Annotated in this window: 21 protein-coding genes and 3 pseudogenes; 2 read left to right on the top strand and 22 right to left on the bottom strand. The window is 40.1% G+C overall.

The annotated features are described in order from the left end of the window. Positions 1-2 precede the first annotated feature (2 nt). The 18 genes and pseudogenes from ACFPOH_RS02030 to ACFPOH_RS02115 all read right to left on the bottom strand — a co-directional run bounded on the left by ACFPOH_RS02030 (position 3) and on the right by ACFPOH_RS02115 (position 17,410). A complete protein-coding gene (locus tag ACFPOH_RS02030; protein ID WP_390308732.1) occupies positions 3-1,163 on the bottom strand; it encodes a LegC family aminotransferase in 1,161 nt (386 codons plus the stop codon). After that, on the bottom strand, positions 1,160-2,155 hold the full coding sequence (locus tag ACFPOH_RS02035) for an NAD-dependent 4,6-dehydratase LegB (protein WP_390308733.1): 996 nt from the start codon (positions 2,153-2,155) through the stop codon (positions 1,160-1,162). The genes ACFPOH_RS02030 and ACFPOH_RS02035 overlap by 4 nt, the downstream gene beginning before the upstream one ends. Continuing rightward, positions 2,152-4,008: a motility associated factor glycosyltransferase family protein gene (locus tag ACFPOH_RS02040; RefSeq protein WP_390308735.1), complete on the bottom strand. Its 1,857-nt coding sequence runs from the start codon at positions 4,006-4,008 to the stop codon at positions 2,152-2,154. The genes ACFPOH_RS02035 and ACFPOH_RS02040 overlap by 4 nt, the downstream gene beginning before the upstream one ends. Positions 4,009-4,023: 15 nt before the next feature. Further along, complete coding sequence (locus ACFPOH_RS02045; RefSeq protein WP_390308736.1) at positions 4,024-4,374, bottom strand: glutathione S-transferase family protein; 351 nt, start codon at positions 4,372-4,374, stop codon at positions 4,024-4,026. 237 nt (positions 4,375-4,611) lie between these two features. Further along, positions 4,612-6,230: pseudogene (locus tag ACFPOH_RS02050) on the bottom strand (IS1182 family transposase). Positions 6,231-6,361: 131 nt separating this feature from the next. After that, positions 6,362-6,843 (bottom strand): annotated as a pseudogene (gene tnpA, locus ACFPOH_RS02055) (IS200/IS605 family transposase). 223 nt (positions 6,844-7,066) lie between these two features. Next, entirely contained in the window at positions 7,067-8,314 is a 1,248-nt protein-coding gene (locus ACFPOH_RS02060; protein ID WP_390308737.1) for a flagellin N-terminal helical domain-containing protein, read from the bottom strand. Positions 8,315-8,491: 177 nt separating this feature from the next. Then, a complete protein-coding gene (gene csrA, locus ACFPOH_RS02065) occupies positions 8,492-8,713 on the bottom strand; it encodes a carbon storage regulator CsrA (RefSeq protein WP_208651731.1) in 222 nt (73 codons plus the stop codon). Then, positions 8,713-9,156 carry a flagellar assembly protein FliW gene (gene fliW, locus ACFPOH_RS02070; RefSeq protein ID WP_390308738.1) on the bottom strand — a complete coding sequence of 148 codons (444 nt, stop codon included), beginning with the start codon at positions 9,154-9,156 and terminating at the stop codon, positions 8,713-8,715. The genes csrA and fliW overlap by 1 nt, the downstream gene beginning before the upstream one ends. A gap of 15 nt (positions 9,157-9,171) precedes the next feature. Continuing rightward, entirely contained in the window at positions 9,172-9,735 is a 564-nt protein-coding gene (locus tag ACFPOH_RS02075; RefSeq protein WP_390308739.1) for a DUF6470 family protein, read from the bottom strand. A gap of 82 nt (positions 9,736-9,817) precedes the next feature. Next, the gene (gene flgL, locus ACFPOH_RS02080; protein ID WP_390308740.1) at positions 9,818-10,693 is read right to left on the bottom strand and encodes a flagellar hook-associated protein FlgL; all 876 of its coding nucleotides are present in this window, start codon (positions 10,691-10,693) and stop codon (positions 9,818-9,820) included. A gap of 41 nt (positions 10,694-10,734) precedes the next feature. Beyond that, the gene (flgK, locus tag ACFPOH_RS02085) at positions 10,735-12,402 is read right to left on the bottom strand and encodes a flagellar hook-associated protein FlgK (RefSeq protein WP_390308741.1); all 1,668 of its coding nucleotides are present in this window, start codon (positions 12,400-12,402) and stop codon (positions 10,735-10,737) included. Between the two features lie 261 nt (positions 12,403-12,663). Then, entirely contained in the window at positions 12,664-13,161 is a 498-nt protein-coding gene (locus ACFPOH_RS02090) for a flagellar protein FlgN (RefSeq protein WP_390308742.1), read from the bottom strand. Between the two features lie 60 nt (positions 13,162-13,221). Continuing rightward, positions 13,222-13,485, bottom strand: a complete 264-nt coding sequence (flgM, locus tag ACFPOH_RS02095) for a flagellar biosynthesis anti-sigma factor FlgM (RefSeq protein WP_342581015.1) — start codon at positions 13,483-13,485, stop codon at positions 13,222-13,224. A 136-nt stretch (positions 13,486-13,621) separates the two neighbouring features. Next, the gene (locus ACFPOH_RS02100; RefSeq protein WP_342470166.1) at positions 13,622-14,050 is read right to left on the bottom strand and encodes a TIGR03826 family flagellar region protein; all 429 of its coding nucleotides are present in this window, start codon (positions 14,048-14,050) and stop codon (positions 13,622-13,624) included. A gap of 173 nt (positions 14,051-14,223) precedes the next feature. Beyond that, on the bottom strand, positions 14,224-14,922 hold the full coding sequence (locus ACFPOH_RS02105; RefSeq protein WP_342581014.1) for a ComF family protein: 699 nt from the start codon (positions 14,920-14,922) through the stop codon (positions 14,224-14,226). A 117-nt stretch (positions 14,923-15,039) separates the two neighbouring features. After that, positions 15,040-16,473: an ATP-dependent helicase ComFA gene (locus tag ACFPOH_RS02110; protein WP_390308743.1), complete on the bottom strand. Its 1,434-nt coding sequence runs from the start codon at positions 16,471-16,473 to the stop codon at positions 15,040-15,042. A 79-nt stretch (positions 16,474-16,552) separates the two neighbouring features. After that, positions 16,553-17,410 (bottom strand): annotated as a pseudogene (locus ACFPOH_RS02115) (DegV family protein). Positions 17,411-17,630: 220 nt separating this feature from the next. Here ACFPOH_RS02115 and ACFPOH_RS02120 point away from each other — a divergent pair. Continuing rightward, the gene (locus ACFPOH_RS02120; protein ID WP_390308744.1) at positions 17,631-18,497 is read left to right on the top strand and encodes an HD domain-containing protein; all 867 of its coding nucleotides are present in this window, start codon (positions 17,631-17,633) and stop codon (positions 18,495-18,497) included. A 105-nt stretch (positions 18,498-18,602) separates the two neighbouring features. Continuing rightward, complete coding sequence (locus tag ACFPOH_RS02125; RefSeq protein WP_390308745.1) at positions 18,603-19,226, top strand: hypothetical protein; 624 nt, start codon at positions 18,603-18,605, stop codon at positions 19,224-19,226. An 87-nt stretch (positions 19,227-19,313) separates the two neighbouring features. Here ACFPOH_RS02125 and ACFPOH_RS02130 read toward each other — a convergent pair whose 3' ends face one another. The 4 genes from ACFPOH_RS02130 to ACFPOH_RS02145 form a co-directional block, all read right to left on the bottom strand. Further along, complete coding sequence (locus ACFPOH_RS02130; RefSeq protein ID WP_390308746.1) at positions 19,314-19,670, bottom strand: hypothetical protein; 357 nt, start codon at positions 19,668-19,670, stop codon at positions 19,314-19,316. Positions 19,671-20,109: 439 nt separating this feature from the next. After that, a complete protein-coding gene (locus ACFPOH_RS02135; protein WP_390308747.1) occupies positions 20,110-20,655 on the bottom strand; it encodes a nuclear transport factor 2 family protein in 546 nt (181 codons plus the stop codon). 460 nt (positions 20,656-21,115) lie between these two features. Beyond that, positions 21,116-21,790, bottom strand: a complete 675-nt coding sequence (locus ACFPOH_RS02140; protein ID WP_342470174.1) for a response regulator transcription factor — start codon at positions 21,788-21,790, stop codon at positions 21,116-21,118. Between the two features lie 40 nt (positions 21,791-21,830). Continuing rightward, on the bottom strand, positions 21,831-22,985 hold the full coding sequence (locus ACFPOH_RS02145) for a sensor histidine kinase (RefSeq protein WP_390308748.1): 1,155 nt from the start codon (positions 22,983-22,985) through the stop codon (positions 21,831-21,833). Positions 22,986-22,988 lie beyond the last annotated feature (3 nt).

A 22,988-nucleotide genomic window follows, 5' to 3' on the forward strand; every position in this document is an offset into this window, starting at 1 on the left:
TATCAACTCTCTTTAAAATTTAATGGTGTACTTGGTATATTCAAAAGTTTATTCTTTAAAGATTCTGTAATACTTAAATCTGCTTTTGGACAATTTATATACATGCTTAACTTATGAATTGGGGTCCAAACAGGGCGACTAATGATTCCATTATTATTTAAGTAATTTAAAACATCATTTATATCATAACTATTTCCTAAAATTAATGTTTGTAACCAATAATTACTTTTAGAATTTATATTCTCCATAATCAATTTTACATCATCTAAATTTGAAACTAGCTTATCATACTTTAATGTTAATTTACGCTTATTCTCAATTAATTGTGGTAACTTTTCTAATTGAGCAAGTCCCAATGCAGCATTAATGTTTGGCATTCGATAATTATAACCTATTTCATCATGAACATATTCCCAAAGATGAGGAATTTTTGCTGTTGTAGTAAGATGTTTTGCATAATCAGCTAAATGTTCATCATTTGTTATTATTGCCCCCCCACCACCAGTTGTAATGATTTTATTTCCGTTAAAACTGATTGCACTTACTTTTCCGAAACTACCCGTATGTCTTCCTTTATAATATGAACCCAAAGACTCAGCAGCATCTTCCACTAACACTAAGTTGAATTTATCACATACTTCAAGTAATCTGTCCAAGTCTACAGGATGCCCAAAGGTATGCATTGGAACAACAGCAGCAATCCGTCTACCAGTTTGCTTATTATAGAGCTTTCCATTTCTTAGAACACCAATTTCTTCTAAATGTTTATTCAATTTTATTGGGTCCATTCCTAAAGTTTCATAAGAAACATCAACAAAATGTGGAATAGCTCCTAGATAAGACGCTGCATTGGCAGTCGCAACAAATGTTAATGATGGCATTAAGACTTCATCATTTTCTTCTACCCCTACAATTTTAAGCGCAATATGCAAAGCGGCAGTACCATTTACAACGGCAACTGCCCGCTTCGCTCCAACAAATTTTGCTAATTCTTCTTCAAATCGAGTAACATAAGAACCAACTGATGATACCCAACCTGTTTTAATACACTCTGTCACATATTCGATTTCTTTTTCATCAAAAGTCGGTTCATGTAAAGGAACAACATCTTTTCCATACATTTTTTTGATTTCATTTGCAAATTGAATCCATTGTTCATTCATATATTATAAACATCTGCCTTATATTGAGATAGGTTTTTTGGATTAGTAAACCATTCAATCGTTTCTTCTAATCCTCGACGGAAGCCTTCTTTACCGCCATATTGAGGCTCCCAGCCAAGCAATTCTTTAGCTTTACTATTGTCTGCCCATAATCGCTCTACTTCGCTTTTTTCAGGGCGTAATCGTTGCTCATCCGTTTCGATTTTCAAATCTACCCCCATTATATCGGCAATCATTTCAGCAGTTTCACCGATGGATACTTCATAATTTGAACCGATATTGATCACTTCACCGATTGAATTTGGTGAATTCATAACCGAAATAAAGCCTTGGACAGTATCTTTCACATAGTTGAAGTCTCTTGTCGGGCTGACAGCGCCAAGTTTTATCGTTTCTTTACCACTGGCTAGTTGGGTAATAATTGTTGGAATTACTGCCCGGGCTGATTGGCGCGGCCCATAAGTATTAAATGGTCGGATAATCGCAACCGGTGTATCAAAGGAACGATAAAATGATAACGCAATTTGATCTGCTCCGATTTTTGATGCAGAATAAGGCGACTGACCTTGCAACGGATGATTTTCATCAATTGGTACATATTGTGCCGTTCCATAAACTTCACTTGTCGAAGTATGGACAACTTTTTCAACCCCTAATTCTCGAGCGGCCTGTACCACATTTAATGTTCCGTTAATATTCGTTTCAACATAAGTTGCCGGAGAATGATAAGAATATGGAATCGCAATAAGCGAGGCTAAATGGAGAACATGTGTACATCCTTTCATTGCCTCCTTTACTCCATATGGATCACGAATATCGCCGGCAAATACATCTAATTGGGATTTGATTTCCTGTGGAGAATGGTCTAGCCAGCCCCAAGAGTTAAAGGAGTTGTAATATACGAATGCTTTTACATTATAACCTAAACGAACTAATCCTTCAGTTAAATGAGAACCGATAAAACCATCAGCACCCGTCACCAATATTTTCATTTCACATTTTCCTTTACATTAAAAATACCTGATTCTTTTAATTGTTTAAACGCTGGTTGAATAGTTGCAATAGTTACTAAAATTGTTCTCATATATCGAACAAAAATATCAATAAATTTCTCTACTTTTTGTTTTGACAAACGAGCTGCTTTTACTTCATGGGATCTCCGAACAAATTCTTTATATTGAACTCTTGTAGCAGGTCCAATTATTAAAGTGAAAAATAAGGACCGTTCTAATTTATTAAAAGCACGATCAAACCGATTAAACTGTGAATCCAACTTTGAAAATATATTTTTTTGATAATCTTCAATTATTTCGTTTTGAATTTCACTAGCTTCTTTAAACGCTAAAAACATTTCATCAAAGCATTTTTCCAATTCTTTGAACTTCATCAAAATTTCTTTTGATTGAATTTTTCTTTCTCCTTCAAGCCATTCATTTGTAACTATATTAGGTTCTAGTAATTTATTTTCGATTACTTTATCTAAATGCATGAATTTAGTACCATGGATAGCCGCACCATGTTTTGTTGTATTTATGATTTCGGATTGAGTATTAAAATTTTTAATAATTACTTCTAAATCATTTCTCATTTGCAAGAAACCTTCAGTAGTTTCAATTGTTTCGCCTTCAACACTTTCAATTAACAATAAGTTACTTTTTTCTAGTTCATTTAGTTCCGTACTTACAAAATCATAATTTATTTCATTTGCATAACGCTTATTATCATAATATCCCAAATTTTGTCCCACTAAAATGATTGTCTGCACTTCCAATTTTAAAAGTATGTATAAAGTAATCACAGCTATTGATGTTGCATCTGGAACAGTATTACTTGTATCCACACCTAAAAGATAGTGGGAGAATGAATCTTGATTTGTTAAAAAATGAATTTTTTTACCTGGGTAATTTTTTAACACTTCGTTTGCTATCGTACTACTAAAAATTAAAGGAATAGATAGCTGTTTACTTTTTATCCTTTCTGCCACTCTTTCATTTAATGCAGTTGGATCATAACTAAAGAATGCATCAGGTAATATGTTAGACTCAATTAATGCATTTACAGCAGATCCTACTGCAAATATATAAGCACGACCTTCATTTTTAATTTTTCTTAAATTTTCAATTTCGTAAGATAATGATGGACCTGCTGAGACAAGTATTATTGGTTTGTTCCTTAAAATATCACTTTTAATATCAGTAAAAAAGTTTGGAGTATTAATAACTTCTGAAAAATTAATAATAGCGTTCGTAATCCATCGCTCTTGAAACGACACATCAACTACTAAACTTAACTTTTTTTTATTCAAAGCATCTTTTATTCTTAAATGAAATTCATTTATCTCTGAATTGAACAATTGACTATAAATAGGTAACTCAATGACAATCGAACTTTTTCCAAATATTTCAATAAATTCATTAATATTATTAATTTCATCTACACTAGTGAAAATATCTATAATTTTATCTTCTTTATATTTTTTTAAATTAATTCTATTTAAAAAAACATTCAAAATTTCTAAATTTGGCTCAAAAATTGAAAATGACAAATGTGGGTTATTTTCTAAAAGTAATTCAATATGATAGCCGAGCCCCGTTCCAATAAATAAAACATGCTTTTGATTAGAAAGATTTTTGTACTTTTCAATTAATGTTTTTGCTTCTTGTTTAGGATTATATTTACTATGAATAGAATAATCCAGTTCACCAATTGTTAAAATTAGAGTATCATCTCCACTTTTTGAAGAACTAACTACAACAGATTTTGTTTTTTCATTTTCTATTTTTATTAGTCTATTATACGTATTTATATTTTTCCTTTTTAAGATGATACGATTATCCGCTAACAAATATATTCCTCCTATTTATTTGACTTTTTCAAAAGTCCATTCCACTGAGCTGCTAAATAATGGCTCAATTTCGTATTCAAACAAATCGGCTACCGTAATGTAGTCCTTTTGTTCAAGAGCTTTATTTATTTCCTTAAGAAAGTTTTTGGCCTCAAAAATTCGTGATTTTATTTTTAAATTATGCTCCAGCATTTTTGTTTCAACTGTTAATAGCCAGTCCAACCCTTCAGCAAAATTACCGATTGATTGCAAAGCTTCTGCTATATTTCCTGTACGAAATTCGTTTGCAATAATAATACATCCTGGGGCAATTTTTTGAACATATTCATAATACGATTGTTTTAGCTCTTCTAATAAATTTTCCATAAAAACACTCCTATAAATTTCTAAACTAATTAATATATCGGCTATAATCTATAAATTTATATAAAGAAAAATAAACAATGCATTGTTAAATATTAATATGAACCCCACAATTTATTTCTTGATTAAATGATATGCTTTTCAAACTAAATCTACAGAAGGAATTGTGCCTTAAAAAAGTATATATGTATAATATTAAAAAGTAATGTCCAATTATTTTAGAATCAATTATTCTACAACTCAAAATATCAAAAACTTAATAAGAGACTGGGACAAAACTCGCTTCAAGTTAGGAAAAAGGAGAATTTGAGCCAACTCAACTATATTCACGGCTATTAAAGCAATGCCGATTTTATTTTCCACCTTTGATTTTCCTCGCAAGGAAAATCGGATGAAACGCAAATTAGCCTTCAAGAATCCAAAAAACTGGTTCCACGTCCATTTTACGTTGATTGAAAGTAGAACGTACTTTTTCTTCTGAAAGCTTTGCTAATACATATTCTTTTTGTCGTTCCCATTTTTCGTTTATCATGACCTTGCGATGGTTGCCTTCCTTTGATTTGTTCATGATGAACGGAATGGACATCCTGAACAGTTTTCACATTCATAGATTTTCAATACTCATTGAAATCGGTCTTATCCGTACGTACAGAACGATAATCGGAAGGTTACCAGCTGCTGATTCGGGCAAATATATGCTTCTCTTCGTTGTACTCCCAATTGTCCGGATGAAATGGGTTTTGTTTATATTTCTTCTTTTGTTCTTTCTCATACATGATATATGGAATGAGTGCCTCGCGTTTGTGATTGGAAAGGAGATCCCCATAGTTTTCTTCACTGCCGTACCCTGCATTTGTCACAATATGCTTTGGCAATTCATAACAATGTTGTTCAATCTCATTTATAATAAAAATGGAAGGAGTGTACGTGTATCTGTAGGATTGGGGAAGATTCTATAAGCAAGTACGTATTGTCCATGTATTGCGATTTGTTGATTATATCCAGCTTTCAATTGAACGTTTTGATATAGTCGTCTTTCTTACGCATGAAGGTCGCATCAGGGTCTGTTTTGGAATAACTGTTCCATTCACCCAAGATTTCGAAGTCTTATTGATACTTTTGTTTACGTAAAATTAAGTTAATCAACTGTTTGTACACTCTCTTCGGATATTTCCGCTCACTTCTTAATACTTTCAATACTGTGGCATCGGGCGATGCCTCTATCTTTTGGTCATATTCCATAATGACTTCATTAACTTGTTGCACCATTTAAGCGAGTTCTTCGATAGACAGTCCCCCCCATTTTCCCGTTCCATTTCAGGGATGATTTCTATTTCCAATAGTTCGTTGTAGAGCTGATTGGACTTTTCAATTAAATTTTTGTTGTATTTTTCAATTGGATTTCTTCTATACAAAAGTAAATTTACTGGCATTCGCTTCGATCTTCGTACTAGCGATGAAGATAACATCTTGATCGATTATCTTTTCTTCCACCAGTTGGCAACGGAATTAGACAAAACATTGAGGTTCAATTCTTTCACTTCCGGATGCACTCGGAAACGGTTGATGGTCCGATAACTTAGTTCGTAGTCTTGTGCGAACCACATCATTAGTTTACTGTCCTTTAATAACGCTTCAATTCGAAAAGACCGATTGTGAATAGGCACAAAAAATAATTTCTAACATCATGCGTGGATGATATGCAGGACAGCCTGTATTTCGGAGAAATGGCTGGAAAGCTTCATCGGTGAAACTTTCAACCAAATGATGAATGTGGAAGGCAAAATCATTTTCTTGTAATTTTACCTCTAAATCTAAAGGAAAACTAATTGATTCATGCTATAATATCTTTGATGCATAATCAAAACCACCTGTATAAACGGGTGGTTTGTTCTACGGCTGAAAGCCTTTGTTACTGGCCAGCCCCTAAAGGGCACTGAATGGTTCGCCAACTGCACTACTTTTTCGGCTGACCCTAAAAGGGTCTCTTTTATTTTTTCCTAGGTTTTCTTTTTATCTCTTCTCCTGTAAAAGGATCAATGAATTCTTCCATACTGAGTTGATCTGCAATAATATCATCTTGTATTTGATTTCGAATATAAATCGGCTATTACCTTTTTTACCTACCGTATCCACAAAAAATTCTCTGCACCATAATTTTCTATTTCCATATCTATATTTTAAATGGGCATGTCGATCGAATATCATCAAACTGCTTTTACCTTTTAGATATCCAACAAATGAGGATACACTAAGTTTCGGTGGGATACTAACCAGCATATGGATATGATCTTTTCATGCTGTTGCCTCTATAATTTCCACACCTTTTCTTTCACATAGTTGTCTTAAGATTTGACCAATGTCTTTTTTTATTTTTCCATTTATAATTTGTCTTTTATACTTTGGTGCAAATACAATGTGATACTTACAATTCCATTTTGTATGTGCTAAACTGTTAATGTCAGAAGACATATTAGGTCCCTCCTTGGTGCATAAATTTGGTTGGCGAACCAAAATTTATTTTAACACCAGGAGGGATCTTTTTTAATACCTCGCTGTAAGCTATACTGAACCCCTGCCTAGCAGGGGGTTTTCATTTCTACAAAAAAACCGTAGACCATTTAAAGTGTCTACGATTTTTTGTTTAGAGGCGGGTTTTGTCCCAGCCTCTTTTTGTAACTTTTTTGTATATCAATTATTGTAATAATTGAAGTACACCTTGTGGCTGTTGATTTGCTTGAGCAAGCATAGATTGGGCAGCTTGCATTAAAATATTATTTTTAGTGAATTCCATCATTTCTTTCGCCATATCTGTATCACGGATACGAGATTCAGCTGCAGTCAAGTTTTCAGAAGCAGTACCTAAGTTGTTAATTGTATGTTCTAAACGGTTTTGAACCGCACCAAGTGCAGAACGTTGATTTGAAACAAGCTTAATCGCTTCATCAATAGTTGAAATCGTAGCAGCTGCTTGTTCACGAGTAGAAACTTCTACGCCATTAATTTTAAATTCTTTAACTCCGCTATCACTTAGTGTACCACTCAAACCTAAACCTGATGCATTTACTGTTACTGTTTCAGAACCAATTGTAATTGTTGCTGTACCTCCAGTTACAGAACCAACTTCTGTTTTATCTTTGTATACTTTATTACCTACTATTTCATAAGTACCTGCAGCTAATTTTTTAGCTTCTCCAGACAATTTAGCTTTTAAAGTTGCTTCACCATCAGTAACAGTTATAATTGAACCGGCAGAAACAGAACCTTTTACATTTGTGAAAGAATAGCTAGCTTGACCATTTATAAAAATGTTCTGACCACTAACTTTTGCTACTTGGTTACCATTAGTATCATATACATATGTGCCTGAAACTTTATAAGTTCCATCTTGTAGTTTGTTTGCTGCTGTTACATTTTCTTGAATAGTAGATGTAGCAGTCAAACCTAATGCTGCAGCTCCCATTTGATTGATATTTAGTTTAATGTTTTGTCCTTCGTTTGCACCAATTTGGAACGTACCTTTGAATCCACCGTTTAATAATTTTTGCGTGTTGAACTCTGTTGTATCTGCAATTCGGTCAATTTCTTTAGTTAATTGCTCAATTTCTTGTTGTAATGCTTCACGGTCTTGTGAAACGTTTGTGTCGTTTGCAGATTGTACTGCTAGTTCACGCATACGTTGTAAAATAGCGTGAGTTTCGTTAAGAGCACCTTCAGCTGTTTGAATTAATGAAATTGCGTCTTGAGAGTTTTTAGATGCCATGTCAAGACCACGGATTTGTCCGCGCATTTTTTCGGAAATCGCCAAGCCTGCTGCATCATCGCCAGCACGGTTGATTTTGTAACCGGAAGATAATTTCTCAAGGTTTTTCGCAGCTTGAGAGTTGTTGAAAGATAGGTTACGGTGTGTGTTTAACGCTGAAATATTGTGTTGAATTCTCATTATGAAATCCTCCTTGAAATTTTGATTTTCCACATCCATGTGGATTGGCTCAAGAACTTTCTTCTTAAGCCTTACACTTTATATATCGTAAGAAAGAAAAAAAGTTTAATATGTTTTTTTCATCTTTTTTCTATTTATTTTTTAAAATTCCTCTCATATTTTTTAACCTAAATTCTTTTAACGCTTTTTTGTTAATTTTTGAATTAAATTCGCATCAATATTTAATGCCGCTTTATTTTGTTCTTGGATAGATTCATATACTTCCCTGCGGTGGACTTTGATATTTTTTGGCGCCACGATTCCCAATTTTACTTGATCTCCTTCAATGGAGAGCACTTTAACTTCTATATTTTCGCCGATGATGATAGATTCATTGAGTTTTCTTGAAAGGACCAACATTATTTTACACTTCCTTTTAGCTCAGCAATCGGGAAGCGCAGCGGAAAGGCTTCGTTGTCTTGCAACACAATTTGTTTTCCGCATTTTTTTACGCTATTGATTACGATTGGGGCAAGTAAATTCAATGTTGACGTTTCAAAAGGTTCTTTTAATGTCACAATGGAATAGGCAATGAGATCTTCTGCTTTTTCAACTTGCAATTCCTCTTTATCATCTTCTCCAATATCAAATGCATAGTCTTTTTTAAAAGCAAATGGATAGGCAACGACAAATCCAATTTGTGACTCTTCGACGGATTGGAAAAAAGCCAATGGGCTATCTTTTTCTAATGGGAGGAGTACATATTTCGTATATTCTTCTAATCCTAATAGGCCACTTGTTAATGTAATAATTTCTTTTTCTTCGATTTCCACTTCTCCTAAAAATTTTGTTTGAATTTGCATTGAGCTATCTCCTATCTATAAAATTACATCAATTTCCACTTTAGGATATTGTAGTACTTCACCTGTAATTTTTCCAGGTGTATATTCATGGATCGGTTTATTCATCTGCACATCAATCTTCGGTTTCTGCGGTGTAATATTTATTTCCGTTTCGCCAGGGATATAATCAACTTTTACCGAGCCGATGGAAGGCACGAATTTCAAGTTAAATTGCAATGGCTTCGGACCAAATTTTTCTTTGGCAATGTTTTGAATGATTTGACGCCCCATGCCCTTTCCGGCATTCTCCATGATTTGGCGCCCTTCCTTTGCCCGTCTTGCCATCCCTTCCAGAACCGCTTTTTTTCCTTCTTTCGCATAATTGTCAATGGACTCTAATGGCCCCACCAAACCAAGATCACGGCGGGCCTGTGTTGTATCGAGATGCAATTGGGCGCGAGTGGAGTTGATTTCCAGAATTGCAGCCGGCTGCTCGATATGCTGATCCGCTCTCGGTTGGCGGATCGTTTGGACCGGATCTTGAATGTTCCAATCCATGATGATATCGTATGTGCGGATATGAATTTCGGGGAACCTCATAAAATCACCTGCATTTCAAGAAAAGCGTTTGAACCGGGTCGTCCAAACGCTGATCGATTTTTCTTTTTATAAAGTGGTTTAATTATCGAATAAAATCTACCAATGTTTGCTGAATGATTTTTGCACCGACTGACAGAGCGGCTTGGTGAATGGATTCCGCTGTGATCATTTCCGTGATGGCTTTCGCATAATCGACATCCTCATTTTCTGAAAGCTGTTTTGTCACATTCGTTTCATGCAATGCCAGACGATTTGTCATCAATTCCACCCGGTTTTGACGGGCGCCGATATCCGCACGTGCCGCCAAAACTTCTTCATACAGCTGGTCCAAATCACCCAACATCTCCGAAATATCTTCCCCGGTTTTTGTATCGTCATTCAGAAGGTTTGAAAGGTTGCTCATAAAATTATCAATATTCCCAAACAATGTTTTTCCCGGTATATTCACATCCAGTTTAATCCCGTCAAAAACCTCGATTTGGACAATCTCTTCGTTGATATGGCCCGTCATGTCACTTTCGTCAAAAACGGGTGCCAATGTTTTTGTTCCTGAGAATATGTATTTATTTCCGACTTTCGTATTCGCTATGTCTCTTAATTGCAGTTTTATCTGTTCGATTTCTTCTTTTATTTTTGTCCGGTCGCTTGATGTGTTTGTATCATTCGCCGCTTGAACCAACAATTCTTTTATGCGGTGCAGGGCGGTACCCGCTTGGTCAAGGGCGTCATCGGTCGTATCCAGCCAGTTGTTGACCGTCTGGATATTGCGGGTGAATTGTTCCGCTTTATTCAAATCTGTGCGGAAAGCCATGCCTTTTACCGTAGAAACAGGATCATCCGACGGGCGTGTGAATTTTCTGCCGGTCGTGATTTGTTCCTGATATTTCCCGATTTTGGAATAACTGTTGCTCAAATTTCGAAGCATATTATTCGATAACATTGATTGAGTTACACGCATGTTCTTTCTCCTTTCTTCATTCGTTGAAGAACATTAAACCGTTATAATCCTGCTCTTCCCATGCCGTTGATGACTTTGTCCAACAATTCATCAATCACCGTGATCATCCGGGCATTTGCACTGTAAGCCTGCTGGAAACGGATCATATCCGTCATTTCTTCATCAAGGGAAACTGAACTCATCGAAGCACGGTTGTTTTCAACAGTCAGACGGATCGTTTCAGTGTTCGTTTTGAGCAAGTTCGCCTTTTGCCCGTCTACCCCAAGTTGTCCGATGAGGCCTTGGTAATAGGATTGGAAAGTTGCGCCGTCCAATCCCAGATTATCAGGCAATTCCACCGTTGTTTCGTTTCCGTCTTTATCCTTGATCTTGCCGATGGATTCTTTATTATTGATCGGCATGGATTGCAGATTTGCCAGAATCAGCGCCCATTTGCCGTTTCCTTCTTCCCCTTGAACGCTGGATGCAGCCACCAGGTTCGGATCTTTTACAAGCGCGTCGTTCACTTTGATCGTGCCCGCAGTAAGTCCGGCTGGATCAAAAAATGAAATTCTATTCACAGATGTGTCCGGATCGTCACTTTTCCCCAACGTATACCCTGCTTCATGGACTTTATTGAAAGCTTGTACAAAAGCGCTCGCCAATTTATCCAAACTTTGGAGCATTTCCGGGAAATAGCCTTTGATGGAGTTGTTGGTGCCATCTGTGCTATACCCATAGGAATCGATCAGCGACAGCAATTTTCCTTTGAACTCTTGGAAATTTTCTTGTCCTATCGTTTGAGTTTTGTTGCCCATGCTGATCTCTAATTGATGGAACGGCAGATATGCCAATTGGGGATTGGCAGGATCCGTATCTTCGTCCCCGTCTACAAGCTTTCCGCTTGTATCAAGTGCCCGCAGAGTGGCATAGTTTCCACCCTCAACCAAAACAATTTCCGAATAGCTGCCACTATTATCTTTGACATTCAACTTGATGGTGTAGCTTCCTTCCGCCACTTTCGACGCATTTCCGCCTGATGGCACTCGTTCGATGGAAACCGGCAAATACCCGCTTAATTGATCCACCAACAAATCCCGTTTGTCATACAAATCGTTCGGCACATAGCCATTTGGTTCAACGGCTTGGATTTCTTTATTGATGTTTGCGATTTGTTCCAAGATGGAGTTGATTTGTTCAACGGAAACTTTGATTTCGTTGCCCAGGTTTCCTTGAATCTGTTTCAGTTGCGTATCAATATAGTTGAAGGAATCCGCCAAATGGATCGCCCGTTGCACGACCACTTTTCTGGCCGCTGTATCGTCCGGGTTGGCGCTGACGTCTTGAAGGGCGCTCCAAAACAGGCGGAATGCTTCATCCAAACCATATTCAGAGGGCTCCGACATAACATCTTCCATTTGTGAAATCGCGCTGGCTTTCGTTTCCCAATAACCGAGTTTGTTCGTTTCTTGGCGGTACTGGCGGTCGATGAATTCATCCCGGACCCGCTGTACTGATTCCGCTTTTACCCCTGTTCCGATATAGCCGGGTGTCATCGGGGCATTTAAGCCTGCACCGGGATAACCCAAAGTTGGCGACATGATGATTCTTTGTCTCGAATACCCTTCCGTATTGGCATTCGCAATGTTATGGCCTGTTGTATATAAAGCTGTCTGTTGCGTGAACAAACCTCGTTTGCTTGCTTCCAGTCCCATGAATGTGGAGCGCATAAGGGTCTCCTCCTTACTAAAATTATGTATGAAAAAATGGGAGGAAGGGAATTCAGGTCCCCTTCCGCAATCAATTTTTAAAAAGGGGGGAAAACATTTCGTGATACCATTGGATGATGTTCTTTCAACCCAGGTGAAGCTTTATGCACCTGCATCCAATTTTGCAAATCTATGTATAAAAGCTTGCGGCGGACTGTAGAAGTTGCGCCCCGCCGCAAAGCGTGAATCACCAAATCATTAGCGTTTCAACAAATCCGACACTTACGCCTGCGAATCAAACAGCGAATGACGGGGAGCATTTCCACCGCGCACCGTTTTCTCAGAATAGTTAATTTCTTCAGGCTGAGGGCGCAACATATTCAGCGTGATGTTCACAAGCTGCAGCGAATTGAAAATCAGCTGCTGATTCAAATCATTTTGAATTTTTAAATTTTCAACTAGTTTCAATAATCGATTGCGAACATCCGCTAACTTTTGCCGCTCTTCTTCGTCTTCCACCGCTTCCAATAACTCCGCAATCGTTGGAACACTAGACATTTCGATGCCTTTTTCCTGAAAATATTCCATGACATTTTGCTGCCGTTGCGCTTCCAACTGTTCGATCGCCGCGACGTGGGATTGCTCGATTTTCAACATTTGATCCAGTTCATCCATGTCATTGTTTTTCACAAGCTCCGTCTTTCTGTATGCATGTTCGAGCAAACTTTTATGCATTTTTTCAAGCTTTTCCAATATTGTTATGATCGGTTGAACTGACATGGTTTTGGACTCCTTTGAATAAATTCGTTTTCATGAATGAAGCTCCGTACAACTTTCCTTTTATTTCAAACGGTAAAATTTCAACATATCTTCCGCGACTTTGTGGGGATCCACTTTATATTGGCCAAGCTGGATCTGCTGTTTCAAGCGCTGGACCTTTTCCGCGCGTTCCGTGCTGTAGTCGGACACCACTTGCAATTCTTTCGCCGCATCCGAAATTTCGATTTTATCCATATTCGTTGATTTTGTTTTTGGAGCATTCATATTCCGAATCTGTTTGGTATAAGGATTTACCGAATTCGTATTGATTGGATTAATTTTCACAAGTTAGCCCCCTTCATAACCTGTCTAATTCTTATTTCGGTTTGTTCACGAAAATGTTAAATAAAAAAATAAAAAACTCACATATTGCACCATTATCAGTATACCAATAATGGTGATGTGAGCAACTTTTGACCCATTAATTCTCTTTGGCATGTTTCCCTTTATCCGCCAAATATGTAGCGCGTTCATTTTTCTGAACATTTTCCCTGAATTCCTTCGCGGCTTCATACGTGCGCAAGTCGGTTTTTAATTCTTCCGTACAACGTTCACAAAGTTTCCCTTGCGTCGTTAATCGTCCGCAGTTGTCGCAAGGGTAGCCCAAGTTCGGAAAAACAGCGGGATGAAGGCGGCCTTTGCGGACCCATTTATACAACAATTCCCGGTCGACACCAGTGGCTTCCACAATTCGGTCCACTGTCGCAGCGCGGTTTTCCCGTTTTCTCAAAAAACGGTAAACGATTTGATACATTTCCTCTTCCTTTTGGGCGCACTTATAGCAAACATCCCGTATTCCCACATAGTTGAAAAATTCACCGCAACTCGGACAATTTCGGATTTCTCCCATGACCGGTCCCCCTCTCAAGCAGAATTTCTTCATGTAACGGCTTTCAAAAACACGGATTCCAATGAGCTTCGTATAAGCCGGATTTCCTTGTTTTCATTATACACCAACAATGAAAATTGTCATATTTCGTTAAATTCATACTATTATTTAGTAACTAAATTTGTAAATATTGTTCACCATTTTTTAATATTTTTCGGGACTTGCGACGATGTGATTTTTTGATTTGCGGGGCTGGACCGGTCAATTGTTTGGTCATGGAAACCGCTTACCCTGATTAACGTAAAGGCTTTTACCGATTTGGCCCCTCCCTCCATAAGCGCCCGTTTGGCATGGCGGATGGTCGTTCCGGTCGTATAAATGTCGTCAACCAGGAGAATGTCCCTGTCTTTGATTTGGGCATTCTCTTTTAACCGGAAAATCTGGGGCGTGTTCATCCGCTCCTCCCGCGTTTTTCCCCCTTGCGTTTCCATCGTGGTTTTCTCAAGGACGTGGACGAAAGGGATTTGTGCCTGCTTCAGCAATTCATCCACATGGGCAAAAGTGCGGTCCTTTAATTTTTGGGGATGCATTGGAATCGGCACAATCATTTCTTTCCTGTTTTTCAGGCACTGATGGATCGGTTCCGCGAATACTTTGGCCAGCAGCACATCATGCATGAACTTATATCGATGCAAATAATCTTGCATCGGTTTATTATATTCATATAATGAAAATACTTCTTTATCTTTGTCATGATTATACCGTACAAATTTTTCTTCGCATTCATGGCAGATGGTTTTTGGGAACCGGTTGAAGAAAAGCCCTTTCCAGTCCATTTGGGTGTTTAACGGAGAGTTGCAAAGAAGGCAATTTTCTATCTCGGAACGGTTCATTGGATCCTCCTTTCGACTGAATTTCTTTTCAGGTGAAGGCGGTTTTGCCTCTAAACTCCCTTCCATATTTTTAATTGCCCTTCCTGATTCCATCCTGATTGAGTGGAGCGGTGCCATTCATTCCGTAACGCCGAACGCTTCCCTGTTCAATCGAAGGATTTCGTTTCTGGCCGCGTCCATTTCTGCGGAGATTCCATGATGGAAAAAGACGATTTCCCCATCAGGAAATTCCGCATTCCTTCCGACGCGGCCGCTGATTTGGACCAAAGCGCTGGAAGTGAATATCTTTGACTCCGCCCCAACGACCGCCACTTGCACATTTTTGATTGTCACGCCCCTCTCCAAAATCGTCGTCGTCAATAATCCGGGAACTTCTTCCTTCCGCAGTTGCATTACTTTCTCTTTCCTCTCCGGATCATTTGCATGGACGCTTACAATGCCAGGGTGAATATGTTGAAAGGAAGGTGCCGCCTTCTGCATTAGCTGAATCGTCGGGAAGAAAATGAAAAACGGTTCCCCGCGCTCAAGCCGCTTTTTTGTCCATTGAGCCAATTTTTTCGGGATTCTTCCTTTCATCATTTGCCTTTCATAAAACCAAAGGGGCTCAAAACGCGGCACCGGGAGCGGGTGGCCATGATACCTTTTCGGGATGAACGAATAACCCCAATTCTCTTTTTTTACTTTGGACAAAATCCCGACAGACGGCGTGGCAGTGACGAGCGCAACGGGAGCCCCTTCCTTCCGCGCCTTCCAAACGGCTTTTTGCAAAGAAAGATCGAAGGTGTACGGAAACGCATCCGCTTCATCCACAATGACAACATCAAACGCCTTCTCGAAACGGTACAGTTGGTGGGTCGTTGCAATGACCAGCTGCGCAAATCCCGTTTGTTTGGGGGCATCTCCATAATAAGCATGGATAATAGTATTTGGGAAAACCTTTTGAAAACGTGGAAATAATTCCAATACAACATCGGTTCTTGGGGTTGCAATACAAACTCTGCATCCTTTCCGCAAGCAATGAAAAACGGCCGGAAACAAGATCTCCGTCTTCCCGGCGCCACAAACCGCATGGACGAGGTGATTCCTCTGCCGGTTGAGACTTTCCAACAATTCTTCCGAAGCTTGCCGCTGCAATTCGGTAAAAGTGCCGCTCCAGTCGAAAATGTGGCGCCGATTTAATTTCCCGACAGGCCCATTCCAACTTAGGAGATCCGTACAGCTGCACATCCTCCCCATGTTGATGCAATGTCTGCAATAAACGCAAATTTTTCCGCATCGGGCACAGTCAAATTCCACAAATTCATGCCGGTTGTCATTGTGGCATCGATTGCAAACATATTTCTTATTGGCGAATATGGAAGAGGAATGTTTTATTGATATAGCAGGTGTTATTTTAAAAAAGTTTTTCTTGATATATTGTTCCATTTTCGTTCTTGGAAAAGGGGGATTTTCTCTCGACCAAATTTTCCCGATGAAGAAATCCCGGATTTCCGGTTCCACGATGATTCCTTTGTACCGTTTGGCTTGACTGTTTTTTAAGATGTATTTCATGGCATTCTCCTTTCCTGGATTTGTCTTAAGCAAATAAAAAAGCCCCTACTATGGCAAGTAGAGGCTGCATGTATTTCTTTTATTCACTGATTTCCGGCACCCATCCCAATCCTAAAGATCCTTCTCCCAAGTGGGTGCCGATTACCGGGCCAAAATAACTCAATGCAAATTCCACGTTTGGAAACTTTTCCTGCAATTTCGCCATCCAATCCCGCGCTTCTTCCTCACGATTGGCATGAATCAACATGGCATAAATGCGATCATATTGGGCCGCATCCTGTGCAAGCAGCTCCTCCACGCGGTTCATTGCCTTTTTCTTCGTGCGGATTTTTTCAAAAGGAACGATGACTTTATTTTCAAAATGAAGAATCGGCTTGATTTGCAATAATCCGCCCACGATGGCCGCCGCGGATGAAAGCCTTCCTCCCCGTTGCAAGTGGGACAAATCATCCACAATAAAGTAAGCGCGCATCCGGCGTTTCAAGGCTTCCAAAGTTTCCATAATTTCCACGGACGATTTTCCTTGGCCCGCCATTTTTGCCGCCTGCAAAGCATAGTATCCTTGCGGCGAACAGGAAATCTCACTGTCAAAGACGTGCACTTTGATGCCTTCCACCATGTTTCCGGCTTGCATCGCGCTTTGATATGTCCCGCTGATTCCACTGGATAAATGGATGCAAATGATTTCATCATACTCATACTCTTTTGCCAGCGTTTCAAACAACTCGACAAATTTGCCGATGGACGGCTGAGAAGTTTTTGGAAACACTTTGGCATTCCGAACTTTATCGTAAAATTCCTTTGCCTGGATTTCGACTTCCTCTTCATAAACGCCATCTTCCAGCGTGACACTTAATGGAATCATGTAAATATTGTGTCGCTTACGTTCTTCGGGCGATAATTAGGCAGTACTATCTGTTACGACTGCAATGCTCATATTTCCACTCTCCTATGAACCTATCATACAAAAAGATGTCTTACTTGTTAATACGAAAAAATTTTCTGTGAATTGATTATTTCATTCTCGATAATCCTATAAATTTTCTGTGAATAGTGGAAAAGGTTTCCACTAGGAATTTTTTCACGGCCGAATTTCACCACTCAAATTGTATTGGAGCGAATTTTGGTATATTCTTAAAACTGACAGGAGGGTGAAAATGAACATTGTAGACAAAGCGATTGTATTTGCTGCGAAAGTACATAGAAATCAAGTGCGGAAAGGGACGGATATCCCATACATAACACACCCTTTTGCAGTGGGGATGTTGCTGCAGCGGGCGAACTGTTCCGAAGAAGTGATTGCTGCCGGAATCTTGCATGATACGCTGGAAGATACAGATACGACATTTGAGGAATTGAAAGATGAATTCGGACTCCGCATCGCAATTCTCGTGCAATCAGCCTCCGAGCAGGACAAAAGCTTGCCTTGGGAAGTGAGAAAGCAGCACACAATTGAGCATATAAAAGACGCTTCTTTGGAAGAACTGCAAGTCATTGTGGCTGATAAACTCCATAATTTGCAGACGATTCATAAGGATTTGGATGTGATGGGGGATGCCATTTGGCAACGGTTCAATCGGGGAAAGCGGGAGCAGCATTGGTATTATTCAAGCATTGTGAAGGCGCTTTCACGAAGAAAGAGGGAATTTCCGTTGATTGGCGATTTGGAGGAAGAAGTGAAAGCGGTTTTCGGTTCCATTGATTTTCTTTCGGAGCAGGAAATTTCCCTGATTTTTGAATGCGCGTATCTTCATATCAATGAAGGTGTCGGAAAAGAATTGGCGTCCCGGCAATTGCTCCGGTTTGTGGAATGCATCGTGGAAGAGGCGGAACAACTGTATCGGGATGAACAGGAACATCTTTTGGACAAGTTGGAAGATCTCTCTTCCCAAGGAATGCAGTTTGAAATGAATTCGGAAGGCCCGCTCATTCTGGCAGCATTTTTCATTGCGCTGCAAAACAAATTGCAATGGTCCGATCAGGAACTGTTCAAGTATGTGGAAAAAAATAAATCGAAGTTATAAGGTGGATGGTGGCGCGGAGCTTCTCTGCTTTGCGCACACTTTTTGATTGGAGCGAATGGTGATGATTCGCTCTTTTTTTATTTGTGTGGCAGGTTGTGCTTTGGGGTGGGGGGGTGCTTTTTGGTTTGGTGCTGCTTTATTCAGTGGGGATACCTCCTTATTTGGGGTGGGCTTGGTGCGGATGGTGCTTTATTTAGTGTGGATACGGCTTCGTTTGGTGCGGTTGATACTTCATTTGGTGCAGATAGGGCCTCGTTTGGTGCGGATACTCCTTCATTTAGTGTGGATACGGCCTCGGTTGGTGCGGATACTCCTTCATTTAGTGTGGATACGGCCTCGGTTGGTGCGGATACTCCTTCATTTAGTGTGGATACGGCCTCGGTTGGTGCGATTGCTACTTCATTTGGTGCAGATAGGGCCTCGGTTGGTGCGGATACTCCTTCATTTAGTGTGGATACGGCCTCGTTTGGTGCGATTGCTACTTCATTTGGTGCAGATAGGGCCTCGGTTGGTGCGGATACGGCTTCATTTTGTGTGGATACGGCTTCGTTTGGTGCGGTTGATACTTCATTTGGTGCAGATAGGGCCTCGGTTGGTGCGGATACTACTTCATTTTGTGTGGATACGGCCTCGGTTGGTGCGGTTGATACTCCATTTGGTGCAGATAGGCCTCGTTGGTGCGGATACGGCTTTATTTTGTGTGGATACGGCTTCGTTTGGTGCGGTTGATACTTCATTTGGTGCAGATAGGGCCTCGTTTGGTGCGGATACTACTTCATTTAGTGTGGATACGGCCTCGGTTGGTGCGGATGATTCCTACTCCAGCTCAGATGCGGCCCCTGCTTGCTCGGATAGCTCCTCCTCTTGCTCGGATAAGCCCTCATCTTGCTCGGATAGCACTCCCTCTTTCTCTGATAGCACTCCCTCTTTCTCTGATAGCACTCCCTCTCGCTCGGATAACATCCCCTCTTGCTCGGATAACACTCCCTCTTGCTCGGATACGCTCTCTGCTTGCTCGGATAACTCCTCCTCTTGCTCGGATAGCACTCCCTCTTGCGCGGATAGCACTCCCTCTTTCTCTGATAGCACTCCCTCTTTCTCTGATAGCACTCCCTCTTGCTCGGATAACTCCTTCTCTTGCTCGGATAACTCCTCCTCTTGCTCGGATAGCATCCCTAACTCCCCCCTCTTACCCGGATTCACTCCCTCTCACCCAGGACATCCCCTCCCTTACCCGGATGCAACCCATGCTTGCGCGGATAAGCATTCCTCTCCCCTAGGATCTCCCCCCTCCCCTTGCCCAGATGCAATTCCTCTCACCCAGGACATCCCCTCCCTACCTGGATGCAACCCATACTTGCGCGGATAAGCATTCCTCTCACTCAGATACTCCCTCCCCTTCCTCTTAACCAGATGCACTCCCTCTCACCCAGGACATCCCCTCCCTACCCGGATGCAACCCATGCTTGCGCGGATAAGCATTCCTCTCGCTCAGATATCTCTCCCCTTCCCCAGATGCACTCCCTCTCACCCAGGATCTCCTCCCCTCCCCCAAACCTGTCCAAAATAAAAAATCATCCAATCAACTGATTGAATGATTCCTGATCCACCATTACTGATCCAATTTCTCCATGCCCACAATCCGGGTGATTTTCCAGCCGTCATTTTCTTTCACGAAGATGGTCACTTGTCTCACTGTTCGATTCAGTGTCGCATCGGTGCCATTTTCTTTCACATGATAGTCGATATTGGCCGCCACCTGTGCTTCATTTTCACTATATTTAATGATTGTCGCATCCGATTCGACCAACTTCACATCATGATTTTTAAACGTTGCTTTCACCATTTCGATTTCTTCATCATAATCAAAACCGGTTGCATGTTTGGAAAGAACGTTTCCGTAGCGATCGATGTCTTTCGCATTAAATGAATGGATATATTCATCAAAGGCAGCGAGAATTTTCACTTTTTCATCTGCCGGAACATTCTCGGCTTCCACAAATTTATCGCCAATCATTTCAAAGCCGACTGAATCTTCTGACTGCACTTTCGTATTTTCTTCGGATGAAGTTTCTTCCGGTGTCTCTTTTGAATTTGTATTACTACAAGCAGTTAGCAGGAATAGTGCTGCAACTGTTAAGATTAGCCAGTTCTTCATTACTCTTACCTCCCCGCGCAATATTGTAGCATAAGTGCAACTGCCATTTCTATCAGCATTGATTTTTGGTCCGGGAACTTGCGCATCATGGATGCCGAAGTTAACCAATTTGCCCAATCTTCTATCCTGATCAGCCTCTTGCTGGCTGCTTTTGTCGAAATCGCAGTTCATAAGACGAAACCACTTCCGATTTAGTTGCAAAAAATGTGCAACAAAAATATCTTTATGTTCGGGCGCTTCTCCTTTTCGGGATCAATCTTCAAACGGTATGCTAACGGACGAATCAGTCGAACGTTGATATCGGGCGCCTCTCCTTTTCGGGATCAATCACCGCATAAAAAAATCCAATCAACGATGTTTCATCGTCAATTGGATCCTGAACATACCTTATGTAGAATGTCTTACTTCCTCCCGGCAACCTGCTGCCAAGTATCCCATCTTCAACCCTACATAAACCAAATTATCTTACTTCCACCCAGCCGTTTTTGATTGCTGTAACCACCGCTTGGGTACGGTCGTTTACATTCATTTTTTGCAGAATGCTGGAAACATGGTTTTTCACTGTTTTCTCAGAGATGAACAATGTTTCGCCGATTGCGCGGTTGGATTGTCCATCCGTCAACAATTGCAACACTTCGCATTCACGTTTCGTAAGCAAGTGGAATGGACGGCGCACTTCTGTTTGATGGAAGCTGCCTTTATTTTCATGTTCGCTTAAGCGGCGGAATTCAGCCACCAAGTTTTTCGTCACTTTCGGATGCAAGTAGGAACCTCCATTGGCCACCACTTTGATGGCTTCCACAATTTCATCCGCATCCATTTCTTTCAGCATATAGCCCAATGCACCGGATTTTAATGCATGTGTAACGTAAGATTCATCATCGTGAATGGAAAGCATGATAACTTTTGCATCCGGGAATTCTTTAATCAAATCCGCAGTCGCTTCCACACCATTTTTTCCTGGCATATTGATGTCCATCAAGACTACATCCGGCATATGTTCTTTATATAAACCGATGATATCGCTGCCGTCATCCCCCTCAGCAACAACCTCAAAAGACTCTTCAAACTCCAGAATCCGTTTGACCCCTTCACGGAACAATTGATGATCGTCGATAATGATGATTTTTGTCACAAAGCATTCCCCCTCAACCGTTTGACTGTTTTAAATTCGGTTAGTTATTTGGATATGGTATCTTAAATATTACAATCGTACCACTGCCAATTTTTGTTTTAATTTCCATCGAACCGTCCAAAATTTCTACTCTCTCTCTCATGCCGATAATGCCAAAGGAATGTTCCCTTTTCTCGTCAATGTCGAAACCACGGCCGTTATCTTTCACAATCACGTTTAGGTGTTTTTTATTCCATTCAAGCTTCACCCAAATTTCTGTAGGGCTTCCATGCTTCACAGCGTTATTCACACATTCTTGCACCAATCTGAATATGGCGACTTCATAATTGGACGGCAAACGGATTTCGCTGTTATAAGACTGGAAATGTACGTCCACACCTTTATTATAATCCATTATGGTAGATAAATATTTTTTCAATGTCGGTACAATTCCCAAATCATCCAAAGCCATCGGGCGCAAATCGTAAATGATCCTTCTGACTTCAGACAACGCTTCCCGAACGGTTGCTTTGAGCTCGGAAATTTCCTTCATCGCCTCTTCTATCCCTTTATCCCGATAGATTCGTTCGATCAAATCCGCCCGCATCAACACGTTCGCCATCATTTGGGCAGGGCCGTCATGGATTTCCCGGGACAATTTTTTTCTTTCTTCCTCTTGGGCCGCAATGATTTTGATGCCGAAATCATGTTTGATTTTCGCTTCTTCCAAAGCGGCGCCTACATTTTTCAGATCGGATGTTAAATAATTTAACACGACATTCACTTGATTTACAATATGATCCGCCCGTTGGATCGTATCGTACAGGGCTTTTAACCGGCGTTCAAGATCATCCCGTTTTTCCCGCAAGCTTTTCTCTTCCGCTTCGGACAGGGATAACTGCATTTGCAAATCATGGGCCAATTCATAGGCCTCCCTGATTTGCTCTTCCGAATATTTGCCGAAATTCTTGCTGACTTCCACCAGCCGTTGCTTGGCCATTTGTGTTTGTCTGGCCAAAGTATCACTTTTCGCGATGACGACTTTCAATTTTTGTTTGATCAGTTCCAATTCAATTTTCATTTCTTCGTAAGTTCTGCGACTTTGTTCGCAAATGACGAAAATATCATTTTTCGAATTGGTGATGTTCTCAATCATTCGATTAAAAATAAAATCAATTGATTGGAAGTCAATTTTGTTTTTTTCATCTAAATACATAAT

The organism is Ureibacillus suwonensis, assembly GCF_042655065.1.
GTDB classification, from domain to species: domain Bacteria; phylum Bacillota; class Bacilli; order Bacillales_A; family Planococcaceae; genus Ureibacillus; species Ureibacillus suwonensis.

What these genes read in the sequence shown, in the direction of transcription:
- ACFPOH_RS02120 (WP_390308744.1), top strand. Translation starts at nt 17,631, where the DNA reads ATGAACATTGTAGACAAAGCGATTGTATTTGCTGCGAAAGTACATAGA.
- flgK (WP_390308741.1), bottom strand. Translation starts at nt 12,402, where the DNA reads ATGCGCTCCACATTCATGGGACTGGAAGCAAGCAAACGAGGTTTGTTC.
- ACFPOH_RS02130 (WP_390308746.1), bottom strand. Translation starts at nt 19,670, where the DNA reads ATGCTATCCGAGCAAGAGGAGGAGTTATCCGAGCAAGAGAAGGAGTTA.
- ACFPOH_RS02090 (WP_390308742.1), bottom strand. Translation starts at nt 13,161, where the DNA reads ATGTCAGTTCAACCGATCATAACAATATTGGAAAAGCTTGAAAAAATG.
- ACFPOH_RS02075 (WP_390308739.1), bottom strand. Translation starts at nt 9,735, where the DNA reads ATGAGGTTCCCCGAAATTCATATCCGCACATACGATATCATCATGGAT.
- ACFPOH_RS02105 (WP_342581014.1), bottom strand. Translation starts at nt 14,922, where the DNA reads ATGAACCGTTCCGAGATAGAAAATTGCCTTCTTTGCAACTCTCCGTTA.
- ACFPOH_RS02035 (WP_390308733.1), bottom strand. Translation starts at nt 2,155, where the DNA reads ATGAAAATATTGGTGACGGGTGCTGATGGTTTTATCGGTTCTCATTTA.
- ACFPOH_RS02145 (WP_390308748.1), bottom strand. Translation starts at nt 22,985, where the DNA reads ATGTATTTAGATGAAAAAAACAAAATTGACTTCCAATCAATTGATTTT.
- flgL (WP_390308740.1), bottom strand. Translation starts at nt 10,693, where the DNA reads ATGCGTGTAACTCAATCAATGTTATCGAATAATATGCTTCGAAATTTG.
- fliW (WP_390308738.1), bottom strand. Translation starts at nt 9,156, where the DNA reads ATGCAAATTCAAACAAAATTTTTAGGAGAAGTGGAAATCGAAGAAAAA.
- ACFPOH_RS02110 (WP_390308743.1), bottom strand. Translation starts at nt 16,473, where the DNA reads ATGAAATACATCTTAAAAAACAGTCAAGCCAAACGGTACAAAGGAATC.
- ACFPOH_RS02135 (WP_390308747.1), bottom strand. Translation starts at nt 20,655, where the DNA reads ATGAAGAACTGGCTAATCTTAACAGTTGCAGCACTATTCCTGCTAACT.
- csrA (WP_208651731.1), bottom strand. Translation starts at nt 8,713, where the DNA reads ATGTTGGTCCTTTCAAGAAAACTCAATGAATCTATCATCATCGGCGAA.
- ACFPOH_RS02045 (WP_390308736.1), bottom strand. Translation starts at nt 4,374, where the DNA reads ATGGAAAATTTATTAGAAGAGCTAAAACAATCGTATTATGAATATGTT.
- ACFPOH_RS02030 (WP_390308732.1), bottom strand. Translation starts at nt 1,163, where the DNA reads ATGAATGAACAATGGATTCAATTTGCAAATGAAATCAAAAAAATGTAT.
- ACFPOH_RS02100 (WP_342470166.1), bottom strand. Translation starts at nt 14,050, where the DNA reads ATGGGAGAAATCCGAAATTGTCCGAGTTGCGGTGAATTTTTCAACTAT.
- ACFPOH_RS02060 (WP_390308737.1), bottom strand. Translation starts at nt 8,314, where the DNA reads ATGAGAATTCAACACAATATTTCAGCGTTAAACACACACCGTAACCTA.